Consider the following 17,216-nt stretch of genomic DNA (forward strand, 5'->3'; position numbering starts at 1 on the left):
GAACCGTCTGGGAGCTTCAGCCCTGATGCAGGGTCTGGCCGATGGTTACTTTGTGATTCCTTACACCATTGGTGCCTACTTGGCGAGCGAAATTCGGACGAAAGCGATTTCAACGGATCACCCCGCGTTCGTACAAGCTGAGAAAGAAGTAAGCGATCGGATTACTAAACTGATTTCGATCAAAGGCACGAAGTCTCCCGAAGCTTACCACAAAGAACTGGGTAAGATTATGTGGGATAAGTGTGGAATGGCCCGTAACGAGCAAGGTCTCAAAGAGGCCATTCAGGAAATCCGGGCGTTGAAAAAAGAATTCTGGTCCAACGTGAAAGTAATGGGTGACATCGATGAGTTCAACCCAGAACTGGATAAAGCCAACCGCGTCGCTGACTTTATTGAGCTGGGCGAGTTGATGTGTATGGACGCTCTGGATCGGAATGAATCCTGCGGCGGTCACTTCCGCGAAGAATACCAGACGGAAGAAGGCGAAGCCAAACGTGACGATGAGAATTACATGTATGTATCCGCTTGGGAATACCAGGGTGAATCGCAGTGGGAGCTTCACAAAGAAGAACTCAACTACGAAAACATCAAAATTGCCCAGCGTTCTTATAAGTAATAGGTTAACAATTAGAGAGTTAACGAAACAATGGAAGGTAATATGAACCTGACGCTCCAGGTGTGGCGTCAAAAAAATAGTAGAACGGAAGGCCGGATGGAATCCTACCAGCTTTCCGGCATTTCCGAGGATATGTCGTTCCTGGAAATGTTCGATGTACTCAACGAGCAACTCGTACACGAAGGAAAAGATCCCGTAGCCTTTGATCACGATTGTCGCGAAGGAATCTGCGGAGCCTGTTCCATGTACATCAACGGTCGTCCCCATGGTCCCTTACAAGGGGTAACTACCTGTCAGTTGCACATGCGTAGCTTCAAAGATGGCGATACCATTGTGGTAGAACCCTGGCGGGCTCAGGCATTTCCAGTTATCAAAGACTTGGTAACGGACCGTGCTTCATTCGATCGAATCATTTCGGCGGGTGGGTATATTTCGGTTAATACGGGTAATGCTCAGGATGCGAACTCCATCCCCGTTCCGAAAGAAAATGCGGACGCTTCCTTTATGGCAGCGGCCTGTATTGGCTGCGGAGCCTGCGTAGCAGCTTGTAAAAATGCTTCGGCTATGTTATTTACCTCTGCTAAAATCTCTCAGTTAGCCCTATTACCCCAGGGTGAAGCCGAGCGGACTGCACGGGCCAAGAAGATGGTAGCCCAGATGGACGAAGAAGGTTTTGGTGCCTGTACCAATACGGGAGCCTGTGCTGCCGAATGCCCGAAAGGCATCAGCATGGAAAATATTGCCCGTATGAATCGTGAATTTTTTGTAGCAGAAATCGGTACAAAAGATTAATTATAAATTGATGATGAACCAGTACTTGAGCAAATCCTTGCTTAGGTACTGGTTTTGAAATCAATAAGTTAAGTTAAGGAGATACTATAATATAGAAATTATTATACGGTTTTTAGCCACTTGGCACAGTTATTATATTCATTACTGTGAAGTATCCTTTCAATAAATTATTGTCTGGGAAGTAAACAATGTCAGTTGTACTTAGTTTACTTTGTGGAACTGAAAGTCAATTTTCTCCGTACATTTAGAGAAAGTACTTCATTGCTGTTGTTTAGCTTAGCGACTTATCAAACAAAAACACACAAACTATGAAGAGTATCTACCGCTCGTTGTGCATGGGGTGGGGAATTTTAGCAATTTTACTTTGTTCAACCCAATTCAAAGCAACAGCTCAGACCACCGATCCGTCAACCTCTAGCAAACGTCTAACGTTACGCCAGTGGCGGAAGCAGGCTTTGAACGCACAAACCTCATCAACGTACATTACTGTTGGTGACTCTCTGACCGCTTGTGATACCATCACTTACATTCCGGTCCTTGGAAAATCACCCTGGCGTCTTGCCATCCCATTTGGTCCAGGTATTGCCTATTGCGGCACCTGGAACGGCACCTTTAACGATCACCGCGATCGCTCCCTGTTCAACGGCTTTGGCCTGAACGTTTCCGTAGGAGCGGATTATTTCTTCAGACCTGAAAATCGTTTCAAATTTGGTTTAGGCGTTGAAGGGGGCTGGCAAACGTTCTTCGTTCGTGGAGCGTACAAAAACTATCTGTATGCTCAAGCCGATGCTCAGGATGTAGCTCGTGGAAACGTAGATCTAAGAAAACGTGCTTCTGAAGACATGTTCCTCTTAGTGGGTCCCGTTATTTCGTACGACCTGACGAAGAAACCCCAGAGTAGCTTCTTGGAAGCTGCGGTGAAAGCAGGTATTTTCCGTACCCAATCAGCAATGATTGGAGCGATTAATACCCAGAACAACCAATTGATTTCTATGGTTTCTCCGACGGACAAGCTGTTGCACCCAGGCGTTAAAGGACACATCGGTGCCTTCTTCCCCTTCGGTAACAACTGGTACGGTGGAGCACAAATCAGCGGTTTTTACACGCAGGTAAACTACTTCACGCAAGACAACGCCGCTCACATTTGGGAATTTAAACGTAAGCACGGTGGCTGGGCTCTGCAATTAGCTCTTCGTAAGTCTTTCAACCGTACGACGCTGGTACAAGTGGCTCCAGCTGAATGCCCCACTTGCGTAGCTCCGACGATTACGGGTGTAACGCTGGGCGATCAAACGATCACGGGCTTGACCGTTAAGGATTCGTTAGCAAATACCTTCTTCCGGGCAGGAACGTATCCGAAAGTTACCTGGACGAGCGGAAGCTCAGAAGCTGGCGAAACGTATACGGTGAATGTTCACAAGAAATCTCCAGAGTCAGACGAAATTGTATACTCTCTGAAGAGCACGACCGAACGTAGCTTCGAATGGCCACAGGATCTGAAATTCCCTGGTGACTCGATCTCTCAAACGGAATTCTACTACGTAACGGTTCACTCAGAGCGTAACAACAAGTGTGGACGTTGTATCTCAGAAGTAGCTACGGCTAGCTTCGGTTTTGAGAAAGCAGCTCCGAAAGTTATCGAAGAAAAAACTCGTTTCCGTCACCGCTTAGTTGAAGTTTCTGCATACTACTCTACGGTAGTAGGTCGTGATTCAGTACAATGCTACTGCTACTGCGATGGAACGCGTCAAGCAAGTGGTACGTACCGCAAACGCACCCTGTACGGAACGTATACGCAAGAACTGGAACAAGCTAAACTGAACGCTTTCGAAGAATTGAAAGACGATATCGAAATCGCAGTTCCTGCTCAATTCGATGCTCTGGTATCTAGCATGAAGCGTCCAAGATACTTCAAGGCTATCTACGAAATCGATGAAGTGAAAGCAAACGGTGAAGTGGTTCGTCACTTAGGTGATTACCAAGTAACCATCACTCGTTCGAAAGGCAAATACATCATCTCTAAAACCAGTATTCGTCAGATTACGGAAGAAGAGAAACAACGTATCATCGAACAAGAAGGCCGTAAGGCTAAAAAAGGAAAGCCTAGAAGAAGAAACTAATCTTTCCTAAATAACAAGAAAGGCTCCGCTTCAAGTGGAGCCTTTCTTGTTTAGTTACTTATCGTATTAAAAAGGTTAGAAGGTATGAGAAGTAAAAAGGGGGATCGTCATCACGATCCCCCTTTTTAGTGCCTTATTTGTAATAGCTCTTAACGATACTAAAGCTCCCGACGAATTTTGGCGATAGGAATGTTCAGTTGTTCGCGGTATTTAGCCACTGTACGCCGGGCAACCGGATACCCTTTCTCCGTCAGTAATTCCTGAATCTGCTGATCGGTATACGGCGACTGTTTGTCTTCTTTTTCGATGATTTCGACAATAGCCTGTTGAATCTCACGATTAGAAACTTCTTCGCCTTCGTCGTTTTTCACGCCTTCGGTAAACAAGTCTTTCAGGTGAATAATACCGAAGGGAGTTTGGGCGTATTTACCCGAAGTAACGCGGGAGATCGTCGAAATGTCCATCCCAATGCGGTCGGCAATATCCTTAAGAATCATGGGTCTAAGCTGCCGTACATCGCCCGTTATGAAGTAATCCTTCTGAAACTCAATAATGGCTCGCATGGTATTCAGCATGGTTTGCTCCCGTTGCTTAAGAGCATCGATAAACCAGCGAGCGGAGGCCAGCTTGCTCTTCACGAATTGAGCGGCCGCCCGATCACTTTTATTACGAGATTCGGCCATTTCAACCACCGCCTTGCTCAATCGGATGCTGGGCAAATCGCGGCCATTGAGGCTTACTTCAAATAAACCGTTATCATTCGAAATAAAATACTCCGGTAGAATATTCTCGTTAACAACCAAACCACTACTTTGGCCCCCAACGACGGGCTTCGGATTGAGGTGAGCAATTACGGCGAGGACTTCTTTCAACTGCTCATTGTCCAGGTTCATGACCCGCATGATTTTCTCGTAATTCCGCCCTGCCAGTTCGTGCATGTGCCGCCGTACAACTTCGATACTAAGCGTATTCTCGGGCGTATGCGGCTTACGTTCCAGTTGTAACAACAGGCAGTCTTGTAGGTCACGGGCCGCTATACCTGGAGGGTCAAGCGAGCGAATCAGCGGAAGAATTTCTTCAATTTCTGATTCTTCCACCCAGATGTTGTTCGTGAAACTAATATCGTCGGCAATATTGTAGGCATCGTACTTGAGAAAGCCATCGTCATCGAGGGAATCCACAATAAAATCAGCAATTAATCGCTGCCGCTCGGTTAGTTCAAGTGTACCTACTTGTTCCTTAAGTTCTTCACGCCAGGTGTTCAACTGAACGATGGGAGAAGTATAGAAATCCTCGTCGGCGGCAAAATTATCCGACCGGGTTTTGTATTCAGGAATGTCATCATCGGCAAATTCGTCCCAATCCCGAAAATCATCGGTGGGTAAATCGCTGCCTTCGGGTTGGTATTCATCCAAACCGTCGGAATTCTCTTCTGTTTGTTCGGGCGTTTCGGTGCCTTCTTCCAATACCGGATTCTCTTCCAGCTCGTCTTTTATTCGCTGCTCCAATTCCAGCGTATTCAGACCCAGCAAATTCAGCATCTGAATCTGCAGGGGCGAAAACTTCAGAGTTTGGCGTTGCGTTTGGGTCAGTCGCTGCATATCTCTTCCTAGTAAAAAGGTCCCCAGACTCAACGAATGGGTACACGGGGTGATGATTTCTACAAATCTAAGGATAGTTAAAAGGTAGCGAAAGAATAAAACCTTAAAATTGAGCAGGTATTTATGCTAACGGAGCAGTCTGCAATGGTTATTTTTGCAGTCAATCCACTGGGTGGATGTATTATCAACATTCCCTGAGAAGGGTGATTTTAAATCATGCAACTTTCTGAACAAGAATTACTCCGTCGTCAAAAGCGGGAAGAACTATACCGGTTGGGCATCGATCCGTATCCGGCTGAAGGCTACGAAATCAACGTTACAGCCGCTGACATTCTCCAAAATTACGAACGGAATAAAACCGATTATAAAACCGTTTCCATTGCCGGTCGCCTGATGAGCTTCCGGATTATGGGCTCGGCCAGTTTTGCTGAATTACAGGATTCTACGGGTCGTGTTCAATTATATTTCCGTCGCGACGATCTGTGTCCGGGCGAAGACAAGACCCTCTATAATACCGTATTTAAAAAGCTGCTTGACATCGGTGATATCATCGGTATCAAAGGGTACGTATTTACAACGCAGACCGGCGAGATTTCTATTCACGTACAGGAATTTACCATCCTGACCAAATCCCTTCGTCCACTGCCCATCGTGAAGCGAGATGACGAAGGAAACGTGTACGATGGCTTTACGGATCCTGAGTTACGTTATCGTCAACGGTACGTTGACCTGATTGTGAATCCGCAGGTAAAAGACATTTTCGTAAAGCGGGCCAAAATCATTTCAACCATGCGGCGGATCTTCGATGATCGCGGCTGGTTAGAAGTAGAAACCCCGATCCTGCAATCCATCCACGGTGGAGCTGCGGCTCGTCCCTTTAAGACGCATCATAATACGCTGGATATGCCCCTGTATCTGCGGATTGCGAACGAATTGTACCTGAAACGATTGATCGTAGGTGGATTCGAAGGCGTGTATGAATTCGGGAAAATGTTCCGGAATGAAGGAATGGACCGGACCCATAATCCGGAGTATACGGCCATGGAATTCTACGTAGCCTACAAGGATTACGAGTGGATGATGAACATGACGGAAGAAATTCTGGAAAAGGTAGCGATCGCTACGAATGGACAAACGCAGGTACAGATCGGCGATAATATAGTCGAGTTCCAGGGACCGTATGCCCGACTGAGTATTTCTGCGGCCATTCAAAAGTACACTGGCCTTGACGTAGACGCTCTATCGGAAGACGAGCTGCGGACCGAAGCTCAGAAACTTGGCGTGGAAGTAGATGCCACGATGGGTAAGGGTAAACTTATTGACGAAATCTTTGGTGAAGCGGTGGAAAGCAATCTGGTGCAGCCCACGTTCATCATAGATCACCCGCTGGAGATGTCGCCCCTGACTAAGAAGCACCGGAGCAAACCCGGCGTCGTAGAGCGATTTGAGATATACGTCAACGGTAAAGAGATTGCCAACGCCTATTCGGAGTTAAATGATCCGATTGATCAGCGGGAGCGTTTTGAAGAACAGCTTCGCCTAGCGGAACGTGGCGATGAAGAAGCTATGGCCCTCGATGAAGATTTCATTCGCTCGTTGGAATATGGTATGCCGCCTACCGCCGGTATTGGCTTCGGCATTGATCGCTTGACGATGATGATGACCAATAACGCCAGCATTCAGGAAGTTCTGTTCTTCCCGCAAATGCGTCCGGAGAAAAAAGTGGAAGTTGCTACCGAAGCTGATTACGTAGCCGCGGGTATTCCAGCGGAGTGGGTGCCGGCTATTCAGAAAATGGGTTTCCTAACCGTAGAAGCGTTGAAGGGAGCAAATCCGAACAAAGTATTCAACGATCTGGGCGGACTGCGGAAGAAGTTGAAAATCGAAGCGAAAATGCCAACGCTAGATGAGGTGAAAAGCTGGGTCTAGGTATTTAGTTCATCGTTTGTAGTTTACTGTTTCAGTTAAAAGGGGAGGGGCTTTTCTTTTTAAAAGTGTCTCCCTTTTCATTGGCTTTAAAAAGACAGGAAAGAATTACTATTTATTGGATCTTAATCTGGTCCTGATACAGAAAAAAATCCCGAACTCTGCTAGAGTCCGGGACCGGAGTTAAGACAAGTGACTTAAAAAAGACTAAGCCAATTTCTTTACGTTTACTGCGTTCACGCCTTTTTTACCGCTGATCGTTTCATACGATACGCGATCATCCTGACGGATTTGCAACCCATTCAAACCCGTGACGTGAACGAAGATGTCCTGTCCCGTGGCATCGTCAACGATGAAGCCAAACCCCTTGCTTTCGTTGTAAAACTTTACTGTACCTGTTTGCATAACAAATTAAATATTGAAACGGAAGATTTTCACGAAATAAAAGATTATTTATTAGGGTTAATACAGTTTTAACGAAAAAATTTTTTTTTAAACATTGGTATGAATTTTTATGTTTTCGGGAAGTGTCCGTATTTTCGATTAACAAAAGATCGCCCAATCATGAACCGTTTACGATATCTTGTTGAAAGTCAAGCTTTTGGCGTGTGTTCGTCGGTAGGCGAACGGCTTGGAATCTCTGCCAGCAGCATTCGTTTGTACTTCATTTACACCTCCTGTCTAACAATGGGGTCTCCGTTGGTGCTGTACTTGATCATGGCCTTCTGGATGAATTTCGGAAAGCATCTGCGTCGTCATCAAAACCCTACGGTTTGGGAACTGTAAATCGGACTTAGTCTACAAACAAATTCTTACCTTGATAGAAGTCGAGAATTTTGACTCGAAACAGGTAATCGTAACGAGCCTGAATCTGATTCAAACGGGCTCGGTCTAGGTTAGTTTTGGCAATATTGTATTCGACTACGTTCAGTGTACCCGCCTGAAAGCGGCTTTCGGCCGATTTCAAGGTCTCATCGAAGTTTTTTACTTGACTTTCCAGAGCATCGTACCGCATCTTGGCTACCTCCAGATTAGCGTATGCCTGCTCAATGCCTTGTTTAACTTGAATCTGTACGTTTTGAGCCTGCACTTCCGAGCGTTTTTTGTCGACAATTGCGTTTTGAACCCGGTTTTTATACACCCAGCTTCGGAAAATTGGAATGGATAAATCCAGCGAAAAATTCCGGTTAAAGTTGTTACCTAATTGATCACCGTAAGTCACGTTTGCCGTAGAGGAGTACCGGGTGCTAACGAATGAATTCAAAGAAAGTAGGGGATACTGCAAACCCCGAAGCATTTTGATGGTATGATCAAAACTCTTCACGCGAATCTGAGCCGCTTTAATCATCGCTAGGTTCTGTTCCGCTGACTCGTATACCTGCGTAGCCGTATTTGCGTAGCCCATTTCCCCTTCCGGCGTCAGTCGTTCAAGTTTAAAGTCCAGAGGAATCTGCGGGTTGTTTAGGGTTTGCCAGAAGGTGAGTCGATTCAATTTCAACTGGCCCTGCATGGTGACCAGACTCAACTGATCATTAGCCACCTGTGAACCGAGGGTGTATTCATCGTACGGAGCCAAGTTCCCTGCTTTAACCAGTGCTACGGTCCGTTCCAGTTGCATTTTAGAAGCCTCCAGCTGCTGTTCCGCCAGATTAACCTGATCTTCGCTACTGAGGACCTGCAAATACGCTAGAATCGTATTGAGGGTCACTTGGTCTTTCGCTTGTTGCACATCCTGTTCAGCGGCTTTCATCAGAAGATTGTTCTGCTTGATGAAATTCTGATTGTATAACCCATTAAACAGCGTAACGCCCGCCGAAAAACTGAAATTAGAAGCATTCAGCTTTTCATTAACGAATCCGTTCGTGTAAGGGTCAATACTACGACCGTAGTTGATCGACTGCGAAGCGTTGGCCTGAGCTGAAGGCAGAAGTGCCAGTTTTGACTGTAAGAGGTTATTCTCACTCGTTTCGACCAGCAGTTCATTTTGCCGTACCGTTAAGTTATTACGGATGGCTACATCTACGGCCTGTTTCAGCGTCATGGGCGTTTGGGCTTGCAGGTAGCCACTAAACAAGAGCCCGGTGAAAAGGAGTAATTTTTTCATGGAAATGTATACCTAAAGGAAAACGAGGGGGAAGTTGAAGGTCGAACGAGAGACGCTAGGCGATGGATTGTACGCGAAGGTCTTCGACAATTTTTCCATCATTCAAGTGTAAAATCCGGTTGCCGTAAGCCGCATTCTTTTCCGAGTGCGTTACCTGAATAATGGTGATTCCTTCCTGATTAAGTTGCTTGAAAATCTGCATGATTTCTTCAGCCTGGGCCGATTGGAGGTTACCCGTAGGTTCATCCGCCAAAATAATTTTAGGTTGACCCACTAATGCCCGAGCAATACCTACCAATTGCTGTTGCCCGCCGGAAAGCTGATTGGGAAACAAGTCTTTCTTCGCAACCATGTTGAAACGATCCAGAATATCGGCGATGCGGCTTTTCCGCTCGGAACTCGGTACGTTTTTGTACAGTAGCGGCGTCTCCAGGTTTTCGTATACGGTCAGTTCGTCAATGAGGTGATAGGCCTGAAAGACAAAGCCGATATAGGCTTTGTACAACTCCGAACGTTTCTTCTCACTGAGTCGCTGTACCGGCTGATCGAGGAACGTATACTCACCTGAAGTAGGCTGATCGAGTAGGCCAATGATGTTCAGTAGGGTAGACTTGCCCGCCCCGGATGGACCCATGATACTGACAAATTCTCCTTCTTTAATTTCGGTCGTAACGTGCCGGAGAATGTATGTTTTGGTGAACCCGTTCTGGTAATACCGTTCGATGTCTTGCAGTGAAATCATGGAGATGCTGTTTGAAGGTTCTATTTTCTAAAGCTATGCCAAAGCGATGAAAAAAGAATTAATGTTTTGATTATAAGGTATTTATAAAATAATTATGTCCGAAAACGAACAATTGAGTGTTCGCTTTCGGACATGCAAGAAAAGAAATTCAGTTATTGAATGGATACAGAGTTACTCCCGTGAATCGTGAGGGGTACGCCACCGCCATTGAGTTTGCCATCTACGTGTGTATCATCGGCTTCTCCGCGGAACTTCGCGAGCGGAAAGTGAATCCGGCTACCGCGTACGGCCAGATCTACGCCCTGATTTTCGGGTAAGCGGACCTTAATACTGCCCGCTGAACACCGCAATTTGACGTACTTACTGAGTTTGGCAAATTCTACATCTAAACTACCCGCACTCGTTTCGGCTTCTACCGCCGCTGATAAATTATATAAACGGATGGAACCGCCTGAGCTTTTCGTATAGAGTTCTCCGCTAATGGCCTCGCCTTGAACGCTACCCCCGCTGGTGGTGGCTTCAATGGTACCGTTCAAGCGAGTTAGACGTACACTACCACCGGAGGTTTTTAATGTGATTTTGCCTTCCAGGTCTTCGGCGTTAATACTACCCCCACTGGTCTGTACGTTCATTTCCTTCCGGCAATTGTTCAGATGAATGCTACCGCCGCTGGTTCGACCCTGAATGAGACCAGCTACGTCGCTCATGTGCAGACTGCCCCCACTGGTTTGAAATTGTTGCGGTCCGTCCAGGTGAGCCAGCCGAATGCTACCGCCACTGGTACGCAGGTCCGTAGCGAAGGTGCGAGGCGTAAAAATCTTGAAGGATACGCTGATGTTACGATCTGAATTCCAGGAGAGCCCCGATTTACGACGCGAGTAAACCACCACCGACGAACCTTCTGTTTTCATGCTCAGCTCATACTCGGCGAGTTGCTTTTCAATTTCCGCTTTATCGATCTTGTTCGCGGGCCAGTTATTCAGCCGTACATACATTTCTACTTTCACGTCGGAAGAAGAACCTCCTTCAACCTGAATACTACCGCCGGAAACATCCACCCGAACGTTGGATAAGTTACCCGTAAAGGTTTTCGTCTGGTAAGGTTGATCTTCGGAGGATTGGGCCGAGGCTGTACCCAAAGCAAGAGTCAGCAACGGGAAAAGGTAAAAACGTTTCATCATTTCTGGTAGTTTTTGGACAAAGACAACGCTCGTTTCCTTTTTGTTGCACGGCTCGACGCTTCACTCAGTTTTCAGACTGTATACCGGATTGGTACGGGCGGCTCGAATCGACTGGTACGCTATGACTGCCAGCGTTAAGGCCAGCGTAATAAGCAGGGTGCCGCCGAAATACAGCCAATGCAGTGAAATACGGTACGTAAACTGTTCAAGCCAGCTTTGCAGGAGTACGGTAGCAATGGGTACTGCCACTACGAAACCTAACGCAGCCATGATCACGAAAGATTTCCCGAAGAGGTACAAAATCTGTCCTTCGCTGGCCCCCAGGACTTTTCGGATGCCTATTTCTTTGGTTCGGGTTTCGGCCATAAACCGGATGAGGCCAAACAGACCTAAGCCGCAAATCCAGACGGCTACCCCCGCAAACAGTACAATCAGGTTGGCTAAGCTACCTTCGGCCTGGTACGACTGGGCTAGTTGCTGATCCAACCACTGGTACTCGAAGGGTTGTTGCGGATAAATTTTTTCCCAAACCGCTCGTATCCGGGGTAGTGTTTTTTCCAGATCATCCACGGCCAGTTTGATACCTACTTGCTGATAGAGCGAAGCCTGACTACCGATGAAGCAGGGTTCGATGGCTTTGTGTAAGGATAAGTGATGGAAATCTTTTACAACGCCCACAATGGGTAACGAGCTGTGAGCCAGGTAATAATCCAGTTTTCGTCCCAGAATCTGGTTGGGGTCTTTCAGGTGAAGCTTGCGTAAAAAAGCTTCATTGACCACGATTTCCCGAAGTGTATCACTCGGCGTAATATTTCGCCCGGCCACGAGCTGTAAGCCATACGTCGGTATAAAGGCCGCATCCGCAATTTTTTCCCGTAAGGCAAAGGTTTCAAACGATGCTTTGTCGGCAAACTTAAACGTACCGCCGTTCATCTTCGTCGAGGAAGGCGGACGAAACTGGAAGGTAAGACCCTGAATTTCCGGATACGCCTCCAGGGCGTGTCGTAATACGTGATCTTTGCCTTTCTCGGGGAGATTGATTAGCAGGATATTGTCTTTTTTAAATCCTAAATCTGCTTGCTGGAAATACCGGGTCTGGTACACCATGACAATCGCACCGGTGATCAGTACCTGACAAACGACAAACTGCGTAACGGTAAGAACCTGCCGCAAAGAAATGGTGCTTCGGGGCCGAAGGGTACCTTTCAACGCCGCGATGGGAGCAAAGTTGGCTTGAAGGTACGCCGGATAAGCACCCGCTAGCCCCGTAATTGTTCCGGCAAGTAGCAGTAGAAAAAGTATAAGACTAGCGTCTAGATGCCAGCTTAGCTGACTCTGAGTCCATTGACTCAGATACGGAAGCAGTATCTCCACCAGAAGTAGGCCCAGCAGAAAAGCAATTCCTACGAGTACGGCCGTTTCAAGCAGAAACTGAGTTAGCAACTGTCGGCGTGAACTACCCAGGCTCTTGCGAATGCCTACTTCCTTCACTCGGCGAAGCGATTGAGCCGTTGTAAGGTTAATGAAGTTCATACAGGCCGTTAGTACTAGAAAAAGCCCCACCCAGGCCAGCGTATACACCAGCGTACGGCGGATGGAGCCAGGTGTACGCGAATCGAAGTGCACATCTCGTAAGGGTTGCCAGTGCAGTTGAATATAGCGAGCATCCGCCCCGAGGGCCTTTCGGATAAGCTTTGGCATGGATTGCTCCAGTTGGGCCATCTGTCCAGGATCTTTAAGCGTAGCGTAAACGCGATTGGTACTATTTAAATACCACCAATTGTCTTTTTCGAAAGTGGGAATAACGTCCAGCGGTAAGAACATCCCTGCTTGTAAATCCGTCGTGGGTGGTGGATCGGCGATAACACCCGTGACGAGTACGCTTGTTTCTTTGTCGATGTCGAGGCGTTGGCCCATTGGATTCCGATCACCAAAGTATTTTTTTGCCCAACGCTCGGTTAGAATCGCCGTATTTTGTTGCAGCGACCCGGGTGTCCCTTGCTTCCACTGGTAGTCGAAAATCTTGAAATAGGAGGAATCGACCAGAAAAACGCCCGTATGTTCGGGAAAAACCCGGTCACCCTGACGTATCGTAACATCCTGATTAGTCACAAAGAAGGTGGCCGCTTCTACCTGCGGGAATTGCCGTCGTAACAAAGGGGCCAGCGGAGGCATGGCTTCGGGATAGGTTTCGACGGATCCATCGTCCAGCCGTAAATCGGTCACTACGCGAAAAATGCGATCGAATTTCTGATGATGTCGATCCGCCGTATAATGGTAGCGGATAAACAGAAACGTTAGTATGCCACCAACTATGCCTACGGCCAAACCCGCCAGATGCAGAAACGTATAGACTTTCTGACGAGCAAACTGACGGAAGATAAGAGTAAGGAAATTTCCGAACATAGGCGAATGGAAGAAGTGAAAGAAACGAACGGAAGTAAGTGGCCCTAAAAGTATTCCAAGAAAAGTTAAAGTTTGTTAAGCTGCAGATATCTAAATAGTTAGAAGGGAATGGGTGCTCATTTACGAACAGTAGGCTGTGCAGTTTTGAACAATCGAAAACTAGTTTTGTCATTATTAAATTATACTTCTGTAACCAGCTTATACTGCCATGTCAAAAATTCTGCTCGTTGAGGATGATAGCCGGGTGGCTTCCTTTGTTGAAAAAGGATTGCGGGAAAAGATGTTTCAGGTCCGGCACGTGATGAAGGGTTACGAGGCCATTGAGGAGTGTATGCACCAGGAGTTTGATGCTATTATTCTGGACATCATGTTGCCGGATCTGGATGGGTTTGATGTTTGCCGAACGATTAGGCGGCGGGAAATCAATGTTCCGATTATCATGCTGAGTGCGTTAAATACGCCGGAGGAGAAGATTCAGGGACTGGAAGCCGGAGCCGACGATTACCTGGGAAAGCCCTTCAACTTTCTGGAACTGATTGCTCGGATCAACGCTCAGCTGCGGCGAAAATCCTTCGAAAAGGGAAACTTTGAGCAGTATACGTACCATGATTTAAGCATCAATCTGGATCGCCATGTCGTGAAACGGGGAGAAACCGAAATCACGCTATCGCCGCGTGAGTTTAAACTCTTACTGTTCTTTATGCAGAACAAAGAAAGAGTGGTAACGCGTGCTGAAATTGCCGAAGCGGCCTGGGATTTAAACTTTGATACCAACACTAATGTAGTAGATGTTTACATCAACTATCTAAGAAATAAATTGGATAAAGGCTACGATACCAAGTTCATTCAAACCATTAAAGGAAGAGGGTATTTGTTTGAACAATATACGGAAGAGTAGGATGGTATTGACTGGGTTATAAAATAGCTATTAGATAGACTTTGTTGAATGAAACTTCGCTTTAAACTTACGTTACAATCCACTCTTATTTTCGCCATTACGCTGGTGATTGTTTTCGTAGGTACTTATATCATCTTCAAGAAACATACCGACACGATTTTTTTTAACAAGCTAAGCGATCGTGCCCTGATTGCCGCCTTTGTTTATTTCGAAAAAGACGAAGCAACGAAACTAAATTACAGCAAACAGGAATCCATGTATCGTGTGCCTTTAGTGGATGAAATTGTACAGGTATACGATACGACGGGTAAATTAATTTTCGTAGATAATGGTCCAGCTGTACCGGTTAGTGCGAAACGATTACAAGAAATACCGCAAGCGAAGTCGGTGCAGTTTTATCAGAATGGACGGCAATGTGTGGGTATCTATTATCAGGATAACCAGGGGGATTTTATCATCATTTCTTCGGGGGTTAATGTAAGCGGTCAGGACCGGCTTACTAACCTGGGGATCACCATGCTGACCTTCTTTTTCGGAGGAATTGCCATCAACCTACTATTGAATGCCTGGCTGTCCAAACGAACATTTCACCCCTTCACAGAAGTCATTGATCAGGTCAATACGATTTCGGCGGATAACCTGCACTTACGCTTACCCCAGCAAAAAGGAGCTACGGACGATGAGTTGCAGCAGGTCGTTGCCACATTCAACTATTTTCTGGAACGGCTGGAAAAAAGCGTGAAAAGCCAGAAACACTTCTTAAAACACGCTTCCCACGAATTAAAGACCCCTTTGGCCGCACTCATTGGGGAGTTACAGGTGAATTTACAACAGAAGCGAAGTGAAGAAGAGTACCAGGCTTTATTACAAACCCTGTTGCTGGATGCTCAACATTTAAAGGGTATTCTCGAAGGCTTACTGATCCTGTCGGGACTGGAATCCAGTCGCAATTTCCCAATTCAAGCGATTCAGATCGACGATGTTTTGTGGGATGTATTAGGCAAGATACAATTGACGCACCCATCGGCGGTGGTCGAGGTGGAAGTTTCGTCGGAACAAGAAAACACGGATTGGCTAATTGTTGTAGGAAATGAAGTATTGCTTTCACTGGTATTAACTAATCTAATTGAGAATGCCATTAAGTTTTCGGATGCCAAACCTGTCGTTGTCGCCTTGGATTATATAACGAATTTACAAATTCGTATCATTGATCAGGGTAGAGGCATTGATCCAGCGGAGCAATCGAAAATTTTCGATCTTTTTTATCGTGGGTCAAACACTACTTCGGTCGCAGGCCACGGCCTAGGTTTACATTTAACGCAACGTATTCTGGATCTTCATGGCTTTGCATTAAGTTTTCAATCCATCGTAGGAGAAGGGTCAGTATTTGTGATTGATTTCAAGCAATCGTAATCTAGAATCAGTACGAATGCTACAAAACACCGGGTCCTTTTCCTAGATTAGAAAACTCTAATCTACTTCCAATCTGCTTTTAATAATTCTGTTAATTTACCCTTAATCTTGACTTCGCACTTTTGCCAATGTAATTGTCATTGGTCATTATGCGTCGGATCTTATTTCTCTTTTTTATACTAAGTGTAGGCAGCAGTTGGGCTCAGTCGGTCCCGGTTGATACCATGCGTATTACCCGGGCGGAGGCCGAGCAGTTATTCCTGACGAATAACCTGCGTCTAATTGCCGAAAAGCTGACGATTTCTCAGGCGGAGGCTCAGATTCTGCAGGCGAAGGCCTGGCCTAATCCCAACTTCGGTATTGATCAGGTAAACCTCTGGGCCACCCAGCGACAAACGCGGGGCGAAGAGGTTTCCCCGCCCCTGGGCAAAAACTTCGGACGAAATCAGCAGTTTGCCTTTGATCTCGAACAACTCATCCTGACCGCCGGAAAACGTCGGAAAATGGTGGCGATTGAAAAGGTAAACCGGGATCGGACGGAGCAGTATTTCCTCGACTTACTGGTTTCCTTAAAAGCTGAGTTCCGCAATCTGCTTACCGAACTCACGTACGATCAGCAGACCAAACAACTCCTGGCAGACCAGCTAACGGTACTGTCGGAAGTGTTTAAGGCCCAAGAGCGTCAGTATCAGAATAATAACCTTTCGAAAGCGGAGTACTTCCGGTTAAAATCCCTGGAGCTGGAGTTGATGGACGATTTGCGGGAGCTGGATCAGGAAATCCAGGATTCGCAGCAGCAGCTTAAAACGCTGATGGCTCTGCCCGTAACGACGTATCTGATTATTAAGGATGGTTCTGTTTTGCCCGCCTATACCGCGTTAAAGCAAGGAGGTTTTTCTTTCTTCCGCCAACGCGTCAGTGAAGATCCGCCACGCTTGCGGGCGGCCCAGAGCGAAGTAGCGTATGCCAAAGCCCAGAGCCGTTACGAGGAGGCCAAAAGAACGCCCGATCTAACACTCAAAGCAGGCTACGATCGAAACGGGAATACCATGCTTGATTTCGTTGGGTTTGGTGTATCCGCAGATATTCCCGTTTTCGATCGGAACAAGGGCAACATTCTGTCGAGTAAAATCGAGATCGAAAAAACGAGTCGTCAACTGGAAGAAGCCCGTAATGACTGGCAGAATCAGCTGTTTAAAGCGTACGCCAACTTCCTCGGAACCAGTGATTTCTACGAACGAATCGACGCCAATTACGCGACGGAACTGGAGGAACTCAGCGAGGCCATCAGTCGCAATTTCCAGCGGAAGAATATCAGTCTGCTGGAATTCCTCAACTACTTCGAAGCCTTCCGGTCCAACCGGGAAACGCTACTGAAAGCGACTAAAAATCTCAGAAATTCTTTGGAAGAACTTAA

The 17,216-nt window shown here is 46.6% G+C and carries 13 protein-coding genes and 1 pseudogene; 8 read left to right on the forward strand and 6 right to left on the reverse strand.

Going from position 1 to position 17,216, the window contains the following annotated elements; all coding sequences use genetic code 11:
* The 3 genes and pseudogenes from ACOJTG_RS04535 to ACOJTG_RS04545 all read left to right on the forward strand — a co-directional run.
* Positions 1–616, forward strand: a pseudogene (locus tag ACOJTG_RS04535) (fumarate reductase/succinate dehydrogenase flavoprotein subunit); the annotation flags it as partial.
* 42 nt (positions 617–658) lie between these two features.
* Positions 659–1,408: a succinate dehydrogenase/fumarate reductase iron-sulfur subunit gene (locus ACOJTG_RS04540; protein WP_420152728.1), complete on the forward strand. Its 750-nt coding sequence runs from the start codon at positions 659–661 to the stop codon at positions 1,406–1,408.
* 308 nt (positions 1,409–1,716) lie between these two features.
* Positions 1,717–3,528, forward strand: coding sequence for a hypothetical protein (locus ACOJTG_RS04545; protein WP_420152729.1), 1,812 nt, complete (start codon positions 1,717–1,719; stop codon positions 3,526–3,528).
* Between the two features lie 158 nt (positions 3,529–3,686).
* Here the strand turns inward: ACOJTG_RS04545 and rpoN are convergent, their stop codons facing one another.
* Positions 3,687–5,129, reverse strand: a complete 1,443-nt coding sequence (gene rpoN, locus ACOJTG_RS04550; protein WP_420152730.1) for an RNA polymerase factor sigma-54 — start codon at positions 5,127–5,129, stop codon at positions 3,687–3,689.
* A 216-nt stretch (positions 5,130–5,345) separates the two neighbouring features.
* Here rpoN and lysS point away from each other — a divergent pair, with 216 nt between their 5' ends.
* Positions 5,346–7,058 (forward strand): lysine--tRNA ligase, encoded by a 1,713-nt coding sequence (lysS, locus tag ACOJTG_RS04555; protein ID WP_420152731.1) that lies wholly within the window; start codon positions 5,346–5,348, stop codon positions 7,056–7,058.
* Positions 7,059–7,262: 204 nt separating this feature from the next.
* Here the strand turns inward: lysS and ACOJTG_RS04560 are convergent, their stop codons facing one another.
* A complete protein-coding gene (locus ACOJTG_RS04560) occupies positions 7,263–7,460 on the reverse strand; it encodes a cold-shock protein (protein ID WP_094809538.1) in 198 nt (65 codons plus the stop codon).
* A 159-nt stretch (positions 7,461–7,619) separates the two neighbouring features.
* On the opposite strand from ACOJTG_RS04560, the gene ACOJTG_RS04565 reads away from it, so the two are divergent.
* Positions 7,620–7,841: a PspC domain-containing protein gene (locus ACOJTG_RS04565; RefSeq protein WP_104712728.1), complete on the forward strand. Its 222-nt coding sequence runs from the start codon at positions 7,620–7,622 to the stop codon at positions 7,839–7,841.
* Positions 7,842–7,848: 7 nt separating this feature from the next.
* On the opposite strand, the gene ACOJTG_RS04570 is transcribed toward ACOJTG_RS04565, so the two are convergent.
* The 4 genes from ACOJTG_RS04570 to ACOJTG_RS04585 all read right to left on the reverse strand — a co-directional run bounded on the left by ACOJTG_RS04570 (position 7,849) and on the right by ACOJTG_RS04585 (position 13,488).
* Entirely contained in the window at positions 7,849–9,159 is a 1,311-nt protein-coding gene (locus ACOJTG_RS04570; protein WP_420152732.1) for a TolC family protein, read from the reverse strand.
* A gap of 55 nt (positions 9,160–9,214) precedes the next feature.
* Complete coding sequence (locus ACOJTG_RS04575; protein WP_420152733.1) at positions 9,215–9,901, reverse strand: ABC transporter ATP-binding protein; 687 nt, start codon at positions 9,899–9,901, stop codon at positions 9,215–9,217.
* 152 nt (positions 9,902–10,053) lie between these two features.
* Positions 10,054–11,079 (reverse strand): DUF4097 family beta strand repeat-containing protein, encoded by a 1,026-nt coding sequence (locus tag ACOJTG_RS04580; protein ID WP_420152734.1) that lies wholly within the window; start codon positions 11,077–11,079, stop codon positions 10,054–10,056.
* A 63-nt stretch (positions 11,080–11,142) separates the two neighbouring features.
* Positions 11,143–13,488 (reverse strand): FtsX-like permease family protein, encoded by a 2,346-nt coding sequence (locus ACOJTG_RS04585; RefSeq protein ID WP_420152735.1) that lies wholly within the window; start codon positions 13,486–13,488, stop codon positions 11,143–11,145.
* 208 nt (positions 13,489–13,696) lie between these two features.
* Here ACOJTG_RS04585 and ACOJTG_RS04590 point away from each other — a divergent pair, with 208 nt between their 5' ends.
* The 3 genes from ACOJTG_RS04590 to ACOJTG_RS04600 all read left to right on the forward strand — a co-directional run.
* Positions 13,697–14,386: a response regulator transcription factor gene (locus ACOJTG_RS04590; protein WP_420152736.1), complete on the forward strand. Its 690-nt coding sequence runs from the start codon at positions 13,697–13,699 to the stop codon at positions 14,384–14,386.
* 48 nt (positions 14,387–14,434) lie between these two features.
* Positions 14,435–15,799, forward strand: coding sequence for a HAMP domain-containing sensor histidine kinase (locus tag ACOJTG_RS04595; protein ID WP_420152737.1), 1,365 nt, complete (start codon positions 14,435–14,437; stop codon positions 15,797–15,799).
* Between the two features lie 149 nt (positions 15,800–15,948).
* On the forward strand, positions 15,949–17,216 hold a 1,268-nt coding region (locus tag ACOJTG_RS04600; protein WP_420152738.1), incomplete at its 3' end, for a TolC family protein.

The organism is Siphonobacter sp. (assembly GCF_048595215.1).
Lineage (GTDB): Bacteria > Bacteroidota > Bacteroidia > Cytophagales > Spirosomataceae > Siphonobacter.